Raw genomic sequence first — 17148 nt, forward strand, 5'->3', positions numbered from 1 at the left:
TCTTGCAAGCATTTCTTTGCAATTGATTCTTTGCATGTGCGAGCCCGCCGTCTACGCTGAAGGAATGACGGATGCCGTGACCAATCCCCTGCTCGCCTCCAGCACGCTCCCTTACGGGCTGCCCGACTACCGCGACATCCTCGCCGAGCACTATCTGCCCGCGTTCGCCGAGGCGTTCACGCAGCACCGCCGCGAGATCGACGCGATCACGCGGGTGCGCTCCATGCCGACCTTCGAGAACACGCTCGTTCCGCTGGAGCGCTCGGGTGAGCTGCTCGGCCACGTCGCGCGGACCTTCTACACGGTCTCCTCCGCCGACGCGACGGAGGACATCCAAGCGATCGAAGAAGAGCTCGCTCCCCTGATGTCGGCGCACGAGGACGCGATCCAGCTCGACGGACAGCTCTTCTGGCGCATCAAGGCCGTGTACGACCAGCTCGACGATCTCGACCTGCCCGCCGAAGACCGCTATCTCGTCGAGCGCCACTTCCGCGAGATGAGCCACGCCGGCGCGGGCCTCGACGACGCGCAGAAAGAGCGGCTCACCGAGCTCAACCAGCGGCTGTCGATCCTGACGACGACGTTCGAGAAGAACCTGCTCGCCGACACCAACGACCTCGCCGTCGTCTTCGACGATGCCGCCGAGCTCGACGGTCTCACCGAGGGCGAGCTGTCGGCCGCGGCCCAGAACGCGGAAGACCGGGGCCTTTCGGGCCGCTACGTCGTCACACTGACGCTGTTCACGGGGCATCCGTATCTGTCGACCCTCACGAACCGCGAGAGCCGTCGCCGCCTCATCGAGGCCTCGCGTGCGCGCGGCTCGCGCGGCAACGACAACGACAACCGCGACGTGCTGCGCGAGATCGTGCGCCTGCGCGCCGAGCGCGCGGCGCTGCTGGGCTACGACAGCCACGCCGCCTACATCACGAGCGACGAGACCGCCGGGTCGCCCGAGGCCGTGCATGCCCTGCTGCGCAAGCTCGCCGTGCCCGCCGCGGCGAACGCCCGGCGCGAGCAGGCGGCTCTGCAGCAGATCGTGGATGCCGAGGCGGCGCCCTTCGCCCTCGAGGCGCACGACTGGGCGTTCTACACCGAGCGCGTGCGCGAAGCCGAGTACGACCTCGACCGCACAGCGCTGCGCCCGTGGTTCGAGGCGGAGCGCGTGCTGCAGGACGGCGTGTTCCGCGCCGCGACGCAGCTGTACGGCGTCACGTTCACCGAGCGCGCCGACCTTCCGGCGTACCACCCCGACGCGCGCGTGTTCGAGCTGCACAATGCCGACGGCGGCGCGCTCGGGCTGTTCATCCTCGACCTCTACACCCGCGACACGAAGCGCGGCGGGGCGTGGATGAACTCGATCGTGTCGCAGTCGCGCCTGCGCGGCACGTCGCCGATCGTCGTCAACAACCTCAACGTGCCCAAGCCCGCGCCCGGCCAGCCGACGCTGCTGACCCTGGACGAGGTCACGACGATGTTCCACGAGTTCGGGCACGCGCTGCACGGGCTGTTCGCGACGGTCACCTATCCGCATTTCGCCGGGACGGCGGTGTTCCGCGATTTCGTCGAGTTCCCCAGCCAGGTCAACGAGATGTGGATCCTCTGGCCCGAGGTGCTCACCGAGTACGCGCGGCACGTCGAGACCGGCGAGCCGCTGCCGCAGGAGGTCATCGACAAGCTGCACGCGTCGGAGGCGTTCAACCAGGGCTTCGCGACCAGCGAGTATCTCGCGGCGTCGTGGATCGACCAGGCCTGGCACTCGCTCAGTGCGGCGGATGCCGCGGCATCCATCGACGTCGCGGAGTTCGAGGCGGCGGCTCTCGCCGACATCGGGCTCGACAACCCCGTCGTCCCGACGCGGTACTCGTCGACGTATTTCGCGCACGTGTTCTCGGGCGGATACAGTGCCGGCTACTACTCGTACATCTGGAGCGAGGTGCTCGACGCCGACACCGTCGAGTGGTTCAAGGAGAACGGCGGCCTCACCCGCGCGAACGGCGACCGCTTCCGCGAGCGCCTGCTGGGCGTCGGCGGCTCAAAGGACCCCCTCGAGGCATACCGCGACTTCCGCGGCCGCGACGCCGACATCGCCCCGCTGCTGAAGCGCCGCGGGCTCGACGGCTGACGCGCCGCTCGGGGGTTCGCGCGTTCGCGTTCATCCGTCCCCAACTGCCGGGTGGATGCCCGCGCAGCCGCACAACGGGACGGATGAACGCGCCGCGAACGTGAGCGAGCGTCAGGCGCTCTTGCGTTTGCGCTCCAGGACGAGCGTCGGGGCGGCGCCCTCGGTGACGGCGGCGCGGGTCACGATGACCTTCGCGACGTCTTCGGTCGAGGGGATCTCGAACATGATCGGGCCGAGGACGTCCTCGAGGATCGCGCGCAGGCCGCGCGCGCCGGTCTTGCGCGCCACGGCGAGGTCGGCGATCGCGCGCAACGCGTCGTCTTCGAACTCGAGCTCGGCGCCGTCAAGTTGGAACATGCGCTGATACTGCTTCACGAACGCGTTCTTCGGGCCCGTGAGGATCTCGATGAGCGCCGCCTGGTCGAGCGGCGCCACCGACGTGACGACAGGGAGTCGACCGATGAACTCGGGGATCAGGCCGAACTTGTGCAGGTCTTCGGGCTCGACCTCGCTGAACAGGTCGAGCTCCTTGCCCTTCTCTTGCAGCGGAGCCCCGAAGCCGACGCCGTGCTTGCCGACGCGCGACGAGATGATGTCTTCCAGACCCGCGAACGCGCCGGCCACGATGAACAGCACGTTCGTCGTGTCGATCTGGATGAACTCCTGGTGCGGATGCTTGCGTCCGCCCTGCGGCGGAACCGACGCGACCGTGCCCTCGAGGATCTTCAGCAGCGCCTGCTGCACGCCCTCACCCGACACATCGCGCGTGATCGAGGGATTCTCGGCCTTGCGGGCAATCTTGTCGACCTCGTCGATGTAGATGATGCCCGTCTCGGCGCGCTTGACGTCGAAGTCGGCAGCCTGCAGCAGCTTGAGCAGGATGTTCTCGACATCCTCACCGACGTAACCGGCCTCGGTGAGGGCAGTGGCGTCCGCGACCGCGAACGGCACGTTGAGGCGCTTCGCGAGCGTCTGAGCGAGGTACGTCTTGCCGCAACCGGTAGGCCCGAGCAGCAGGATGTTGCTCTTGGCGATCTCGACCTCGTCGGCGCGCTGCTCGGCGGGCTGCAGAGTGCCGTGCGCGCGCACGCGCTTGTAGTGGTTGTAGACGGCGACCGAGAGGGCCTTCTTCGCGGCATCCTGCCCGACGACGTACTCTTCGAGGAACGAGTAGATCTCACGCGGCTTGGGCAGATCGAAGTCGGCGACGGCGCCCTCACCCGACTCGGCCATGCGCTCTTCGATGATCTCGTTGCACAGTTCGACGCACTCGTCGCAGATGTAGACGCCGGGGCCGGCGATCAGCTGCTGCACCTGCTTCTGGCTCTTGCCGCAGAAGGAGCATTTGAACAGGTCGGCGCTCTCACCGATACGAGCCATGGTGCCCCTCCTCAGAGAACTCTCAAGATGCTGTTCGAGCCTAACCGCTGGCTGCGACATCCGGCGGATTTGCGGCACGATGCGTGCACAAGAAAACGCGGATGCCCCGCCGCAGCCGGGCTGTGACGGGGCATCCGATGTGATCAGTCCGCGATCAGGACGTGATCGCAGCCGGAACGCGCTTGCGCGTCGTGAGCACCTGGTCGACGATGCCGTACTCCATCGCCTCTTCGGCCGAGAGGATCTTGTCGCGGTCGATGTCCTTGTTGACCTGCTCCTGCGAGCGGTTGGTGTGCCGCGCCATGGTCTCCTCGAGCCACGTGCGCATGCGCAGGATCTCAGCAGCCTGGATCTCGATGTCGGATGCCTGGCCGTGCCCGGACTCGCCGACGGCAGGCTGGTGGATGAGGATGCGGGCGTTCGGCAGCGCGAGCCGCTTGCCGGGCGCACCTGCCGCGAGCAAGACCGAAGCAGCGGATGCCGCCTGGCCGAGCACGACCGTCTGGATCTGCGGCGAGACGTACTGCATCGTGTCGTAGATCGCGGTCATGGCCGTGAACGAGCCACCGGGCGAGTTGATGTACATGATGATGTCGCGGTCGGGGTCCTGCGACTCGAGCACGAGCAGCTGGGCCATGACGTCGTCGGCGGAGGCGTCGTCGACCTGCACCCCGAGGAAGATCACGCGGTCTTCGAACAGCTTGTTGTACGGGTCCTGGCGCTTGTAGCCGTAGGCGGTGCGCTCTTCGAACTGGGGCAGGATGTAGCGGCTCTGCGGCAGCTGCAGCCCGGCGGCCGAGTGCTGGGGGGCGCCGAAGGCGGGGGTGTTCATGCGGAGTGTCTCCTTCGGGTTCAGTTCTCGGTGCCGCCGCCGCCGATGACGTCGGTCGCGGACTCGCGGATGTGGTCGACGAAGCCGTACTCGAGCGCCTCGTCGGCGGTGAACCAGCGGTCGCGGTCGCCGTCGGCGTTGATCTGCTCGACGGTCTTGCCGGTCTGGGCGGCGGTGATCTCGGCAAGACGGTTCTTCATCGAGACGATGAGCTGCGCCTGCGTCTGGATGTCGCTCGAGGTGCCGCCGAAGCCGCCGTGCGGCTGGTGCAGCAGCACGCGGGCGTTGGGCGTGATGTAGCGCTTGCCCTTCGTGCCGGCGGTCAGCAGCAGCTGCCCCATCGAGGCGGCCATGCCGATGCCGACGGTGACGATGTCGTTGGGCACGAACTGCATCGTGTCGTAGATCGCCATACCGGCGGTGATCGAACCACCGGGCGAGTTGATGTAGAGGTAGATGTCCCTCTCGGAGTCTTCGGCCGCGAGCAGCAGGATCTTGGCGCAGATCTCGTTGGCGTTCTCGTCGCGCACCTCCGACCCGAGCCAGATGATGCGGTCCTTCAGCAGCCTGTCGAAGACGCTCGTCGCGACAAGTGGTTCAGCCATGGGTACTCCTGATTCCGGGTTTCGGTTCGTCAACGAATCTACCGACGTGCGCGGGGGCACCTGCCCGTGTTCGCCGTCGGCGGAGAGCGTGTCGGCGACGCCGGCCCGAGAACGACGAAGGGCCGGATGCCGAGGCATCCGACCCCTGTCGATTCGACGCGTCTTACTCGGCGTCGGCCTTCTTCGCGGGAGCCTTGCGCGCGGCCGGCTTGCGGGCGGCGGGCTTCTTCTCCGCTGCGGGCTCGGCGGCAGCGTCGTCGGCGGGCGCCTCGTCGGCAGCAGCCTTCTTCGCGGCGGGCTTGCGGGCCGGGGCCTTCTTGGCCGCAGGCTTCTTCTCGGCCGGAGCCTCGTCAGCGGCAGCCTCTTCGGCGGCAGCCTCAGCCGCGGGGGCCTCTTCGGTCTCGTCCTCGTCGTCGACGGCGACGAAGCCGGTCAGGTCGACCGCCTTGCCGTTGGTGTCGACGACCGTGACCTTGCCGAGCGCGATCGCGAGCGCCTTGTTGCGGGCGACCTCGCCGACCATGGCGGGCAGCTGGTTGCCCTGCTGCAGCGCGTCGACGAACTCCTGCGGAGCCATGCCGTACTGCGCAGCCGACTGGATGAGGTACTGCGTCAGTTCGTCCTGCGAGACCTGCACATCGTGCGCCTCGGCGAGCTTGTCGAGGATCATCTGGGTGCGGAACTGCTTCTCGCTGGCCTCGGTGACCTCGGCGCGGTGGACGTCGTCCTCGAGACGACCCTCACCCTCGAGGTGCTGGTGCACCTCGTCTTCGACCAGCTGCGCCGGGACGGGGATGTCGATCTTCTCGATGAGGGCCTCGATCAGCTTGTCGCGCGCGGCGGCACCCTGCACGAACACCGACTGCTCGCTGACGCGGGCGACCAGGCTCTCGCGCAGCTCGGCGATGGTGTCGAACTCACTGGCGATCTGGGCGAAGTCGTCGTCGGCGTCCGGCAGCTCGCGCTCCTTGACAGCCGTGACGGTGACCGAGACCTCGGCCTCGTCGCCGGCGTGGTCGCCGCCGACGAGCTTCGAGCGGAACGTGGTGTCCTCACCGGCGGTCAGCGAGTCGATGGCCTCGTCGATGCCCTCGAGCAGTTCGCCCGAGCCGACCTCGTACGAGACGCCCTCGGCGCGGTCGATCTCGTTGCCGTCGATCGTGGCGACGAGGTTCAGCTCGACGAAATCGCCGGTCGCGGCGGGGCGGTCGACCGTGACGAGCGTGCCGAAGCGGGCGCGCAGGCGGTCGAGCTCGGCGTCGATGGCGGCGTCGTCGGTCTCGACGGCGTCGATCTCGACGGTGAGGTCGGCGAGCTCGGGCAGGTCGAACTCGGGACGGACGTCGACCTCGACCTCGACCTTGAGGTCGCCGGAGAAGTCCTTCTCGTTCGGCCACTCGATGACCTCCGCGGCCGGGCGGCCGACGGTGCGCACCTCGTTGGCGGTGACGGCCTCGCGGTAGAAGCCGTCCAGGCCCTCGCTGACCGCGTGCTCGATGACGGCGCCACGGCCGACGCGCTGGTCGATGATCGGCGCGGGGACCTTGCCCTTGCGGAAGCCGGGGATCTGGATGTCCTGCGCGATGTGCTCGTAGGCGTGCGCGATGCTCGGCTTCAGCTCTTCGGGCGTGACCGAGATGTGCAGCTTCACCCGGGTGGGGCCGAGCTTCTCGACGGTGCTGGTGACCATGCCTGTTCGTTCTCCTCTTGTTCGGCCGCGCGCATGCACGTCCGTGGGTCTGGGGTCTGTGGGGCCGATGTGTCGGGGCGACAGGATTTGAACCTGCGGCCTCCCGCTCCCAAAGCGGGCGCTCTACCAAACTGAGCTACGCCCCGGAGCGCGCACGCGAGCGCGCGTCGAAAACCGGCTCGGATCAGTCTAGCCGACCTCACCGGGCGCACCGCGAGACGAGCGCGTGCGACTGTGTATTACGATGGGTCGGTACTCGGGAGAGAACGCCCGGGGATGTAGCTCAATGGTAGAGCCTCAGTCTTCCAAACTGATGGCGCGGGTTCGATTCCCGTCATCCCCTCCAATGTCCCCGTGGTCGGCCGCAGGCCGGGCGCGGGGACATTTGCATGGATGCCGGAGGCACGGGCATCCTGCACCTTCGGCAAAAAGGTGGTGCGAATGCCTAGCTCAGCACCCGCGAGGTGGTCATTTGCGCCACCTATTTCTGGCAGCGCAACAGCGCAGCCGCGGCGCAGCCACGCGCGCCGTCACGCGGGCGACGCACCGGCGTGGTTCGCGGAGTGCTCGCGATAGATCTGGGCATTGTGCAGGATGCCTGCACGCTCGCCCTCTGTCAGTGCACGCCGCACCTTTGCGGGCACCCCGGCGACAAGCGATCCGTCGGGGACGACAGTGCCCTCGAGCACGACCGCTCCCCCGGCGACGAGGCATCCGGCGCCGATGACCGCGCCGGAGAGCACCACACTGCCCATGCCGATGAGCGACCCGTCGCCGATCGTGCAGCCGTGGACGACGGCGTTGTGGCCGACCGAGACGTCGCGGCCGATGACCACGGGCGAAGCCGAGTCGACGTGTACCGAGACGTTGTCCTGCAGGTTGCTACCCGCTCCGAGCGTGATCGACGCACTGTCGCCGCGCACGACGGCGTTGTACCAGACGCTGGATCCCTCCTCCAGAATCACGTCGCCGATCACGCGCGCTCCGGGCGCGACGAAGGCGGTGGGATCAAGCTGCGGCGTGTGGCCCGCAACGGTCAGGATCGAGGCGTCATCGGCGATCGTCATGCCCCCGAGCGTACCCGCGCGGATGCCCCGAGCGTACCCAGGCGACGGCCGCTGAAGAGCCCCGATTTCCGCCTCCGATCAGCCCTGTAAGCCCAGCCTTTGCTTGCTTGCGGAATTGTTCCGGCTGAGTAGCGTTGTCTTCAACGGGGCACGAATGGCCCCAGTGGAGGAGCAGAGAAATGACCAAGACGCAGACGATTTCGATGACGGCAACGAGCCCCGAGGCATCCGCCGGCACCGCCCAGTTCCTCACGCCCGTCGTCCTCGGCCTGCAGGCCCTGGCCGTCAACGGCAAGCAGGCGCACTGGAACGTGCGCGGCGCGAACTTCATCGCGATCCACGAGCTGCTGGACTCTGTCGTCGACCACGCGCAGGGCTTCGCCGACCTCGCCGCAGAGCGCATCGTCGCCCTCGGCCTGCCGATCGACGCCCGCCTGGGCACGGTCGCCGAGAAGACCAACCCGACCGCCGTCCCCGCCGGCTTCACGCAGTGGCAGGACGAGATCACCGCGGTCGTCGCCGACATGGATGCCGTCATCGCCGACGTCCAGGCCGCGATCGACGGGCTCGATGAGAGCGACCTCACCAGCCAGGACGTCGCGATTGCGATCAAGGCAGGCCTCGAGAAGGACCGCTGGTTCCTCTCCGCGCACCTCGCCGCGTGACGCACAGACACTGACACAGACGGATGCCCCGGGCCGAGCGCCCGGGGCATCCGTCTGTCTGCGGCCCGTGAAGGATCGCCCGCCAAAGCCGCCGCGCGCGGGCGGCGCCCCACCTCACGCCACGTGCGTGAGCCGTCCCTCGAGAAGCGTCGCCGCCACCCCGGTCGCCCGCAGCGCGGGCTCGTCGGCGGTGAGCGGGTCGCGGTCGACAACGATCAGGTCGGCAGTATCACCGGGCATGAGCGACGTGCGCGCATGCGATCCCTCGGCCGTTGACGCGGCCAGCGCCGTCGCGGCATCCACGCCCTGTTCCGGATGCCACGCGGGCCGGCCGTCGCGCGTCCGGTGGATCGCCGCGGCCATCGCTGCCCACGGGTCGAGCGGCGCGACAGGCGCATCCGAGCCGAATAGCAAGGTCGCGCCGGCGTCGGCGAGCGCGCGCAGCGGATACGGGATCGCCGTCTGGGTCGCCCAGATCGAGTCGGTCAGGTCGCGGTCGTCGATCGCGTGCTCGGGCTGCACGCTCGCGCTCACGCCGAGGCGCGCAAAGCGCGGAATGTCGGCGTGGGCGACCAACTGCGCGTGCTCGATCGTCCCGGTCGCACCGGTGGCGGCGAACGCGTCGAGGGCGTGCGAGTTCGCGACGTCACCGATCGCGTGGACGGCGCAGGCGAGCCCGCCACCGGTGGCCGCCGTCATCAGTTCGAGCAACTCGTCGGGCGCGATCGTCAGCAGTCCGTGGTTGTGCGGATCGCCGGGGTAGGGGTGCGACGTCGCCGCCGTGCGCGTACCGAGCGACCCATCGGTGATGAGCTTGAACGCGCCGACGCGCACGAGGCCCGCGGCATCCAGCGCGTCGCCCGTCTGCAGGCCCGCGGCCAGCGCCCGCTCGAGCTGGGCGGGGTAGATGCCGAAGCGGATGCGGGTCGTGTCGAACCCGGCGTCGAGGCGGCGCGCCCACGCTTCGGCGTTCCAGGCCATGTCGAAGTCGACGACGCCGACGATCCCGCGGGCCGCGGCCGCCTGCAGCGTGTCGCCGACGAGCCGATCGCCGACGGCGGGGTCGGCCGCGTTGAGTCGCCGCGAGATCTCGAACGCCGGCTCTTCGCGCAGGAAGCCGGATGCCTCGACGGGCATCCCTTCGCGCCGGAACGCCGCCGAGTTCAGCCACACGCTGTGCACGTCCGCGTTGATGAGGTAGGTGGGCACGTCTCCCGTGACCTCGTCGAGCATCGCGAGCGTGGGGGCATCCGCCCACAGCGCGTCGCGGAAGCCCGTGCCGATCCGCCGGCCGTCGCTGAGGACGGGTGCGCGCCCCATGAGCCCCGCCGCCTGGGCGGCGGAGGCCGACTCTCCCAGCGGCTCGCGCTGCGCGACGAGCGCCCACTGCACGGTGTGCACGTGGTGGTCCCAGAGCCCCGGCAGCACCCAGCCGCCGGCCGCGTCGACGACGACCCCGGTGCGCGGCAGGGCGCGCGCGGGCGCGATGTCGGTGATGCGTCCGCCCGCCAGGTGCACGTCGACGACGTCGTCACCGAACGGGTCGAGGCGGTCGCCGCCGGTGAGTCGCGCGTTCACGATCACGTCGGCGACCGCGCCACGCTCTGCGCGGGCCGAGGAGCGACCGCTCAAGAGCCGGCTCCGTGCGCCGCGCGAGCGGCGCGCAGCGCCTCGTGGGCGCGACGCATCTCGCCGGGCAGACGCGGGTCGGCGTACGGGCCGCTGCCCGCCTCGAGTTCCGCGATGATCGTGTCGACGACCTCGTCGGTCTTGTTCTGGCTGAGCTTGCGCTTGGCGACCACCTTCGTCGGGGTCAGGCGGAACCCGACCGTGCCGCGCTCGAGGCGCCGCACGTAGTCCTCGTCGTTCGGCGGCTCCCACATCAGCCGCGGCTGCGGCATCGACTGCTCGAACCGCGCGACGAGGCGATCGAGCACCCGCAGGTTCTCCTCGGCGGTGAGCACTTCGGGGATGCCGCTGAGGTGCACCGACACGAAGTTCCACGTCGGCACGTTCGGGCCGTCGTCGTACCAACCGGGCGAGATGTACCCGTGCGGCCCCTGCACGATGACCAGGAGCTCGCGCTCCCCCATCCCGTGGATCGCGTCGTCGGGCTTGCCGACGTGCCCGACGATCGACAGGTCGTCGCGGTCTTCGTCCAGCAGCACGGCGTAGTGCGAGGCGACGAGTCCGTCGTCGGTGGCGCTGACGAGCGTCATCCAGGGATTCTGGTCGATGACGCGGCGCAATTCTGCCACGTCGGTCATCGCGAAGCTCGGGTTCTGTCTCACCGGTCGACCTCCAGTTCGGTTCCAGGCCGCAGCGGCGCGGCTACTTCTGACACGACGGGCACCAGTACAGCTTGCGCGACGCCATCTCTTCGAGCACGATCTCGGTGCCGCAGACGCGGCAGGGCAGCCCGGCGCGGTGGTACACCCAGTGACGATCGTCGCGGTGCGCCATCGCCCGCCGGTAGGCCTCGGGGTCGAGGTCATCCATGGTCATCATCTGACCGGTCTCGACGCCGATCTGCAGCAGTCGCGTCCAATCGCGCCAGATCTCCCGCACGACCTCTTCGGGCACGAGCTTGCCGGGCGTGTGCGGGTCGAGCAGCGCGCGGTACAGCAGCTCGGCGCGGTACACGTTGCCGATGCCGCTCACGACACTCTGGTCCATCAGCAGCAGCCCGATCGGCGTCGGCTTGCGCCGCACCGTCGCGGTGAACCGCTCCTCGCCCTCGGCCAGGTCATCGACGAGCGGATCGGGCCCGAGCTTCGCGATCGTCGCCGCCACCTCGTCTGGCGTCTGCAGCTCGCACGCGGTCGGGCCGCGCAGGTCGGCGCACGTGGTCTCGGTCAACAGCCGCAGGCGCACCTGCCCGACGACCGGCGGCGGCCACTCGTCGATGGCGGCGTCGTCGAGGTCGCGGGTCTGCTCGCTCATCCGCACGTGACCGCGGGCCTTCCGCGGGGCCCCTATCGACGTGAGCGAGTTCTCGCCCGCGGCATCCAGCACCGGCGCGGCGTCCAGGTCGGTGCCGCGCTGATTGGTCTGCCCCATCCGCCCGTTGGCGGAGGCGATCGTCGGGTCGACGATGATCTCGCCGGCGAAGTCCCACGCACCGTACATCCCCAGGTGCACCCGCAGCCACAGGTCGCCCTCGAACTCGAGGAACATCTGCTTGCCCACGGCACGCACGCGCTGAGCCTCACGGCCGGAGAGCACCGCAGCACCCTCGGCGAAACGGCCCTGCGGGCTGGATGCCTCGACCGCGCGCCCCACGACGTTGCGGTCGAACTGGCGCGCGATGCGATGGACGGAATGCCCCTCGGGCATCAGCCGGCTTCGGGGTCGATCGCGTCCGCCGACTCGCCGCCGAGTACCGCGGGGCCCGTGGCGCGCGGGTCGGGCTGTAGCGAGCCGTCAGCCTCGTACGCCGCGAGCTGCGCGATGCGGCGCGCGTGGCGCTCCTCGCCCGAGAACGGCGTCTCGATGAAGCGGTCGATGAAGGTCACGGCCTCTTCGAACGTGTGCTGACGCGCGCCGATCGCGATGACGTTGGCGTCGTTGTGCTCGCGCGCGAGTTCAGCCGTGGAAAGGTTCCACACGAGGGCGGCGCGGATGCCCGTGACCTTGTTGGCCGCGATCTGCTCGCCGTTGCCCGAACCGCCGAACACGATGCCGAGCGTCTCGATACCGGCGGCCTGGTCGCGCACGACCGCCTGGGCGGCACGGATGCAGAAGGCCGGGTAGTCGTCGAGCGGGTCGTATGAGATGGGGCCGTGGTCCACGACGTCGTGTCCCTGCGCGGCCAGGTGCTGCTGCAGCTGGGTGGAGAACTCGAGCCCCGCGTGATCGGTCGCGATGTGGATGCGCATGCGTCCATCCTAGGGATCCGCCGCGCCGGTGGAACCTCACGATATGATGATTCCATCATGCCATTCAGTCAGCGTCAGCGGCCCCTGTATGAGGTGAAGGCGAACCTCTTCAAGGGCCTCGCGCATCCGTTCCGCATCCGCATCCTCGAGCTGCTCGCCGCGTCGGCTGAAAGCAGTGTCGCCGACCTGCAGTCGGCGACGGGCCTCGAGGCATCCCACCTGTCCCAGCACCTCGCGGTGCTGCGCCGGCACCGGCTCGTCACCTCCGAACGGCGCGGCAGCCACGTCTACTACCGCCTGAGCGACCCCGCCGTCGCACGGCTACTCGCCGCCGCGCGCGAGCTGCTGCTCGGCGTGCTGGCGACCGACGGCGAACTGCTGCGCGACGCCCTCGACCTGCCCGCGATCGCGGAGACGGCATGACGATGACCGGGTCTCTGCCCACCGCCCCGCGCCGCAGCGCCCTCGCGTCGCTGCGCGCGCTGCTACCCGCGCGCGCCGACTACGCACAGCTGCGCCGCACATGGCGCGGTGACCTGCTCGCCGGTCTGACCGTCGGCATCGTCGCGCTGCCCCTGGCCCTCGGGTTCGGCGTCAGCTCGGGGCTCAGCGCCGAGGCGGGCCTGGTCACCGCCGTCGTCGCCGGGCTCATCGCGGCTGTCTTCGGCGGTTCGCACGTGCAGGTCTCCGGTCCGACCGGGGCGATGGTCGTCGTGCTCGTCCCCATCGTCGCGTCGCACGGCGTCGGAGCCGTCGCGGCCGTGAGCCTGCTGGCCGGGATCATCGTCGTGGTCGCCGGCGTGCTGCGGCTGGGCCGTGCGGTGTCGTACATCCCGTGGCCCGTCATCGAGGGGTTCACGGTCGGCATCGGCGTCATCATCTTCGCCCAGCAGATCCCCGCGCTCGTGTCGCCGCACACGGCAGCGGCATCCGAGCACAGCTCGAACGCGATCGTCGCCGCCGTGCAGTCCTTCGCGCACCTCGACCCCGTCTATCTGCTGTGGGCGCTCGGCGCCGTCGCGATCGTCGCGGCCTGCATGCTGGGCGCGCCGCGCATCCACCGCGCGATCCCCGGGTCGCTCGTCGGGATCATCGTGGTCACGGTGCTGACGCTCGTGCTGCTGAGCCCGCTCGCCCGCATCGGCGTGCTCCCCTCGACGCTGCCCGCGCCGGCGCTGCCGACGCTCGACTTCGAGACCCTCAGCGCACTCTTGGTGCCCGCCGTGACGGTCGCCGCCCTCGCCGCGATCGAATCGCTGCTGTCGGCGCGCGTGGCATCCGCTCTCGCCGACACCGGCACGTACGACCCCGACCGCGAGCTCGTCGGTCAGGGTCTGGCATCCATCGGCTCATCGCTGTTCGGCGGGATGCCCGCGACGGGCGCGATCGCGCGCACCGCCGTCAACGTGCGCTCGGGCGGACGCACCCGCCTGGCCTCCGTGACACACGCCATCGTGCTGCTGCTCGTCGTGCTGGCCGTCGCCGGACCGGTCGGGCAGATCCCGCTCGCGGCGCTCTCGGGCGTCCTGATGATGACAGCCGTGCGCATGGTGCACATCGACACGGTGCGGGCGATCCTGCGGTCGACGAAGGCGGATGCCACGGCGTTTGTCGCGACAGCCCTCATCACCGTTTCGTTCGACCTTATCGTCGCCGTCATCATCGGCGTCGTCTTCGCCGGAGTCTTCGCGCTGCGCAGCCTCTCCCGGGCATCCGCGGTCCGCCGCGATCCGCTGACCGGCGACCCGCAGCCCGGCGACGAACGCATCGCGATCCTGCATTTCGAAGGCCCCCTGTTCTTCACGGCGGCCGACCGCGTGTTCGCGCAGGTCGAGGGCATCCGCGACGTCTCCGTCGTCATCCTGCGCATGAGCCAACTCGAACTCGTCGACGCGACCGGTGCCCGCATGCTCGGCGACATCGTGCAGGCGCTCGAGCGGCGCGGCATCACGGTGCTCATCAAGGGCGTGCAGCCCCGCCACGAAGACCTCTTCCGCACGGTCGGCGTGCTCGACTCGCTGCGCCACCACAACCACTTGTTCACCGAGCTGCCGCCCGCGATCGAGCACGCGCGCAGTCACGTGCGCCGCGAATCGTCGACCGCGTAGGCTTGCAGAGTTGCCGTCGGCGCCAGCAGCGCCGGTCTGCGACAGCCCACACCCCTCACCCACGGGAGTCCCGCAGTGCCTGGAGAGAACCTCACCCGCATCGAGGCGCAGGAGCGCCGCGCGATCGTCGACACGCAGTCGTACGACGTCGCCCTCGACCTGACGAAGGGCGCCGAGGTCTTCGGATCGCGCACCGTCGTCCGCTTCACCGCCGCCGCGGGCGCGTCGACGTTCATCGACCTGATCGCCGGCGAGGTGCGCGAGATCACGCTCAACGGCCGGTCGCTCGATGCCGCGACGGTGTTCGCCGATTCGCGCATCGCGCTCGACGACCTCGCCGAGACCAACGAGCTCGTCGTCGACGCCGACTGCCTGTACACCAACACCGGTGAGGGCCTGCACCGCTTCGTCGACCCGGTCGACGGCGAGGTGTACCTGTACTCGCAGTTCGAGGTGCCCGACTCGCGGCGCGTGTTCGCCGTCTTCGAGCAGCCTGACCTGAAGGCGACGTTCGCCTTCACCGTCACCGCGCCGTCGGCGTGGAAGGTCGTCTCCAACTCCCCCACGCCCGAGCCCGTCTCGACGCGCGAGGGCATCGCGACGTGGGCGTTCGAGCCCACCCCGCGCATCTCGTCGTACATCACGGCGATCGTCGCCGGCCCGTACGAGCAGACGTTCTCTGAGCTGACGAGCGCGTCGGGCCGGGTCATCCCGCTCGGCGTCTACGGCCGCAAGAGCCTGTGGCAGCACCTCGACGCCGACTACATCTTCGACAAGACGCGCGAGGGCTTCGCGTACTACGAAGAGAAGTTCGGCGTCCCGTACCCGTTCGCGAAGTACGACCAGCTGTTCGTCCCCGAGTTCAACGCGGGCGCGATGGAGAACGCGGGCGCCGTCACGTTCACCGAGACGTACGTGTTCCGCTCGAAGGTCACCGACGCCGTCAAGGAGCGCCGCGTCGTCACGATCCTGCACGAGCTGGCGCACATGTGGTTCGGCGACCTCGTCACGATGAAGTGGTGGAACGACCTCTGGCTCAACGAGTCGTTCGCCGAGTGGGCGTCGACCATCGCGACCGCCGAGGCCACCGAGTGGACCGAGGCGTGGACGACCTTCAACGCGATGGAGAAGACCTGGGCCTACCGCCAGGACCAGCTGCCCTCGACCCACCCCGTCTTCGCCGAGATCAACGACCTCGACGACGTGCAGGTCAACTTCGACGGCATCACGTACGCGAAGGGCGGCTCGGTGCTCAAGCAGCTTGCCGCCTGGGTCGGCATCGACGCGTTCTTCGGCGGTGTCGGCGCGTACTTCCGCAAGCACGCGTGGGGCAACACCGAGCTTGCCGACCTGCTCGTCGAGCTCGAGGCCACGAGCGGCCGCGAACTGACCACCTGGTCGAAGAAGTGGCTCGAGACGGCCGGAGTGAACACCCTCTCCCCCGAGCTGAAGACGGACGCCGACGGAAAGCTCACGCGCTTCGCGATCGTCCAGACCGCTCCCGCCGACTACCCGACGATCCGCCCGCACCGTCTCGGTGTCGGCTTCTACAACCTCGAGGGCGACGCCCTGGTGCGCACGCACCACGTCGAGCTCGACGTCGACGGCGACCTGACCGAGGTGCCCGAGCTCGTGGGTCTCGCTCGCCCCGACCTCGTGCTGCTCAACGACGAAGACCTCGCCTACGCGAAGATCCGCCTCGACGACCGCTCGCTGCAGACCGCGATCGCCCACCTCGGAAAGATCAGCGACCCGCTCGCGCGGTCGCTCGTGTGGGGTGCCGCATGGGACCAGACCCGTGACGCCGAGGCATCCGCTTCGGACTACGTCGACCTCGTGCTGAGCAACATCGGCGCCGAGACCGAATCGACGACCGTGCGCACGACGCTCGCGCAGCTGCAGCTCGCCGCGAACGCGTACGTGTCGCCCGAGAAGCGTGACGCGACGCGCACGAAGGTCGCCGACGGTCTGTGGGCGCTGGCGCAGGCGGCGGATGCCGGCAGCGACAGCCAGCTGCAGTTCGTGACGACGTTCGCGAGCGCCGCCGCGACGCCCACGCAGTGGGAGGTCGTGCGCACCCTGCGTGACGGCGCGATCGCGCTCGAGGGTCTGGAGATCGACGCCGACCTGTCGTGGGCGCTGCTCGTGTCGCTCGCCGCGGGTGGGCTCGTCACGACCGCCGACATCGACGCCGCCCTCGCCGCCGACAACACCGCCAAGGGCGGCGAGTTCGCCGCGCAGGCCAAGGCGGCACTGCCGACGGTCGCCGACAAGCAGGCATCCTGGTCGTCGCTGATCGACTCGGCCGATCTGCCGAACACGGTCGTGCGCTCGGCCGCGCTCGGATTCGTGCACCCGGCCGGCGTCGAGGCGCTCGAGGCGTTCGTCGCCCCGTACTTCGACATGCTGCTGCCGATCTGGAACGGCCGCACCTACCAGATCGCGAACTACCTGATCACGGGGCTCTATCCGGCGCCGCTCGCCAACACCGCGCTGCGCGACGCAACGCGCGCGTGGCTGCAGGCGAACGCCGACGCACCCGCGGCCCTGCAGCGTCTCGTGAAGGAGAACGTCGCGGGCGTCGAGCGCGCCCTTGCCGTGCAGGAGCGCGACGCGCAGTAACACCCGCTGAGCTCGTCGAAGCGCCCGGGGCCCTGGTCCCTGAGCCGGCATCCTTCGCCTGGCAGTTGTGGCGGACTCCCGGGCGCGGAGGCCGCCACTGCTGCCATCCCGACCCGCGGTGCGACGCCGTCCGGCGATGCTCAGCCGCCGCATCGGCATCCGTAACTAGGATCGTGGGG

14 protein-coding genes and 2 tRNA genes are annotated in these 17148 nt (G+C 69.4%); 6 read left to right on the forward strand and 10 right to left on the reverse strand.

Annotated elements, in window-relative coordinates; all coding sequences use genetic code 11:
• The first annotated feature begins 64 nt into the window (after nucleotides 1-64).
• Nucleotides 65-2122 carry a M3 family metallopeptidase gene (locus BGO46_RS07435; RefSeq protein WP_292676244.1) on the forward strand — a complete coding sequence of 686 codons (2058 nt, stop codon included), beginning with the start codon at nucleotides 65-67 and terminating at the stop codon, nucleotides 2120-2122.
• 111 nt (nucleotides 2123-2233) lie between these two features.
• Here the strand turns inward: BGO46_RS07435 and clpX are convergent, their stop codons facing one another.
• From clpX to BGO46_RS07460, 5 genes are all read right to left on the reverse strand, one after another.
• Nucleotides 2234-3502, reverse strand: a complete 1269-nt coding sequence (gene clpX, locus BGO46_RS07440; protein ID WP_292676241.1) for an ATP-dependent Clp protease ATP-binding subunit ClpX — start codon at nucleotides 3500-3502, stop codon at nucleotides 2234-2236.
• A 154-nt stretch (nucleotides 3503-3656) separates the two neighbouring features.
• Nucleotides 3657-4334, reverse strand: coding sequence for an ATP-dependent Clp protease proteolytic subunit (locus tag BGO46_RS07445; protein ID WP_292676239.1), 678 nt, complete (start codon nucleotides 4332-4334; stop codon nucleotides 3657-3659).
• A 20-nt stretch (nucleotides 4335-4354) separates the two neighbouring features.
• Entirely contained in the window at nucleotides 4355-4939 is a 585-nt protein-coding gene (locus BGO46_RS07450) for an ATP-dependent Clp protease proteolytic subunit (RefSeq protein WP_292676237.1), read from the reverse strand.
• A 163-nt stretch (nucleotides 4940-5102) separates the two neighbouring features.
• Nucleotides 5103-6629 (reverse strand): trigger factor, encoded by a 1527-nt coding sequence (gene tig / locus BGO46_RS07455; protein WP_292676234.1) that lies wholly within the window; start codon nucleotides 6627-6629, stop codon nucleotides 5103-5105.
• Between the two features lie 72 nt (nucleotides 6630-6701).
• A tRNA-Pro gene (locus BGO46_RS07460) sits at nucleotides 6702-6775 on the reverse strand.
• Between the two features lie 126 nt (nucleotides 6776-6901).
• On the opposite strand from BGO46_RS07460, the gene BGO46_RS07465 reads away from it, so the two are divergent.
• A tRNA-Gly gene (locus BGO46_RS07465) sits at nucleotides 6902-6975 on the forward strand.
• Between the two features lie 184 nt (nucleotides 6976-7159).
• On the opposite strand, the gene BGO46_RS07470 is transcribed toward BGO46_RS07465, so the two are convergent.
• Nucleotides 7160-7696 carry a gamma carbonic anhydrase family protein gene (locus tag BGO46_RS07470; protein WP_292676232.1) on the reverse strand — a complete coding sequence of 179 codons (537 nt, stop codon included), beginning with the start codon at nucleotides 7694-7696 and terminating at the stop codon, nucleotides 7160-7162.
• Nucleotides 7697-7875: 179 nt separating this feature from the next.
• Here BGO46_RS07470 and BGO46_RS07475 point away from each other — a divergent pair, with 179 nt between their 5' ends.
• Entirely contained in the window at nucleotides 7876-8361 is a 486-nt protein-coding gene (locus BGO46_RS07475) for a DNA starvation/stationary phase protection protein (protein ID WP_292676229.1), read from the forward strand.
• A gap of 114 nt (nucleotides 8362-8475) precedes the next feature.
• Here BGO46_RS07475 and BGO46_RS07480 read toward each other — a convergent pair whose 3' ends face one another.
• The 4 genes from BGO46_RS07480 to BGO46_RS07495 are packed head-to-tail and all read right to left on the reverse strand — an operon-like array spanning nucleotide 8476 to nucleotide 12239.
• Nucleotides 8476-9939 carry an amidohydrolase family protein gene (locus tag BGO46_RS07480; RefSeq protein WP_292676504.1) on the reverse strand — a complete coding sequence of 488 codons (1464 nt, stop codon included), beginning with the start codon at nucleotides 9937-9939 and terminating at the stop codon, nucleotides 8476-8478.
• Between the two features lie 50 nt (nucleotides 9940-9989).
• A complete protein-coding gene (locus BGO46_RS07485) occupies nucleotides 9990-10652 on the reverse strand; it encodes an FMN-binding negative transcriptional regulator (RefSeq protein WP_292676227.1) in 663 nt (220 codons plus the stop codon).
• Nucleotides 10653-10692: 40 nt separating this feature from the next.
• Nucleotides 10693-11697 carry a DNA-formamidopyrimidine glycosylase family protein gene (locus BGO46_RS07490; protein ID WP_292676224.1) on the reverse strand — a complete coding sequence of 335 codons (1005 nt, stop codon included), beginning with the start codon at nucleotides 11695-11697 and terminating at the stop codon, nucleotides 10693-10695.
• Nucleotides 11697-12239, reverse strand: a complete 543-nt coding sequence (locus tag BGO46_RS07495) for a ribose-5-phosphate isomerase (RefSeq protein ID WP_292676221.1) — start codon at nucleotides 12237-12239, stop codon at nucleotides 11697-11699. Before BGO46_RS07495 ends, BGO46_RS07490 begins: the two co-directional genes overlap by 1 nt.
• Nucleotides 12240-12296: 57 nt before the next feature.
• Here BGO46_RS07495 and BGO46_RS07500 point away from each other — a divergent pair, with 57 nt between their 5' ends.
• From BGO46_RS07500 to pepN, 3 genes are all read left to right on the forward strand, one after another.
• Entirely contained in the window at nucleotides 12297-12662 is a 366-nt protein-coding gene (locus BGO46_RS07500; RefSeq protein WP_292676218.1) for a metalloregulator ArsR/SmtB family transcription factor, read from the forward strand.
• Nucleotides 12659-14347 (forward strand): SulP family inorganic anion transporter, encoded by a 1689-nt coding sequence (locus tag BGO46_RS07505; protein WP_292676215.1) that lies wholly within the window; start codon nucleotides 12659-12661, stop codon nucleotides 14345-14347. The genes BGO46_RS07500 and BGO46_RS07505 overlap by 4 nt, the downstream gene beginning before the upstream one ends.
• Nucleotides 14348-14422: 75 nt before the next feature.
• Entirely contained in the window at nucleotides 14423-16969 is a 2547-nt protein-coding gene (gene pepN, locus BGO46_RS07510; RefSeq protein ID WP_292676212.1) for an aminopeptidase N, read from the forward strand.
• Nucleotides 16970-17148: the final 179 nt, after the last annotated feature.

This window comes from Microbacterium sp. 70-16 (assembly GCF_001898315.1).
Classification (GTDB): Bacteria; Actinomycetota; Actinomycetes; order Actinomycetales; family Microbacteriaceae; genus Microbacterium.

Bases quoted from the DNA above. Each gene is read 5' to 3' on its own strand.
- BGO46_RS07470 (WP_292676232.1), bottom strand. From the start codon at position 7,696: ATGACGATCGCCGATGACGCCTCGATCCTGACCGTTGCGGGCCACACG.
- BGO46_RS07475 (WP_292676229.1), top strand. From the start codon at position 7,876: ATGACCAAGACGCAGACGATTTCGATGACGGCAACGAGCCCCGAGGCA.
- tig (WP_292676234.1), bottom strand. From the start codon at position 6,629: ATGGTCACCAGCACCGTCGAGAAGCTCGGCCCCACCCGGGTGAAGCTG.
- BGO46_RS07445 (WP_292676239.1), bottom strand. From the start codon at position 4,334: ATGAACACCCCCGCCTTCGGCGCCCCCCAGCACTCGGCCGCCGGGCTG.
- BGO46_RS07435 (WP_292676244.1), top strand. From the start codon at position 65: ATGACGGATGCCGTGACCAATCCCCTGCTCGCCTCCAGCACGCTCCCT.
- BGO46_RS07505 (WP_292676215.1), top strand. From the start codon at position 12,659: ATGACGATGACCGGGTCTCTGCCCACCGCCCCGCGCCGCAGCGCCCTC.
- BGO46_RS07495 (WP_292676221.1), bottom strand. From the start codon at position 12,239: ATGCGCATCCACATCGCGACCGATCACGCGGGGCTCGAGTTCTCCACC.
- BGO46_RS07490 (WP_292676224.1), bottom strand. From the start codon at position 11,697: ATGCCCGAGGGGCATTCCGTCCATCGCATCGCGCGCCAGTTCGACCGC.
- clpX (WP_292676241.1), bottom strand. From the start codon at position 3,502: ATGGCTCGTATCGGTGAGAGCGCCGACCTGTTCAAATGCTCCTTCTGC.
- BGO46_RS07450 (WP_292676237.1), bottom strand. From the start codon at position 4,939: ATGGCTGAACCACTTGTCGCGACGAGCGTCTTCGACAGGCTGCTGAAG.
- BGO46_RS07500 (WP_292676218.1), top strand. From the start codon at position 12,297: ATGCCATTCAGTCAGCGTCAGCGGCCCCTGTATGAGGTGAAGGCGAAC.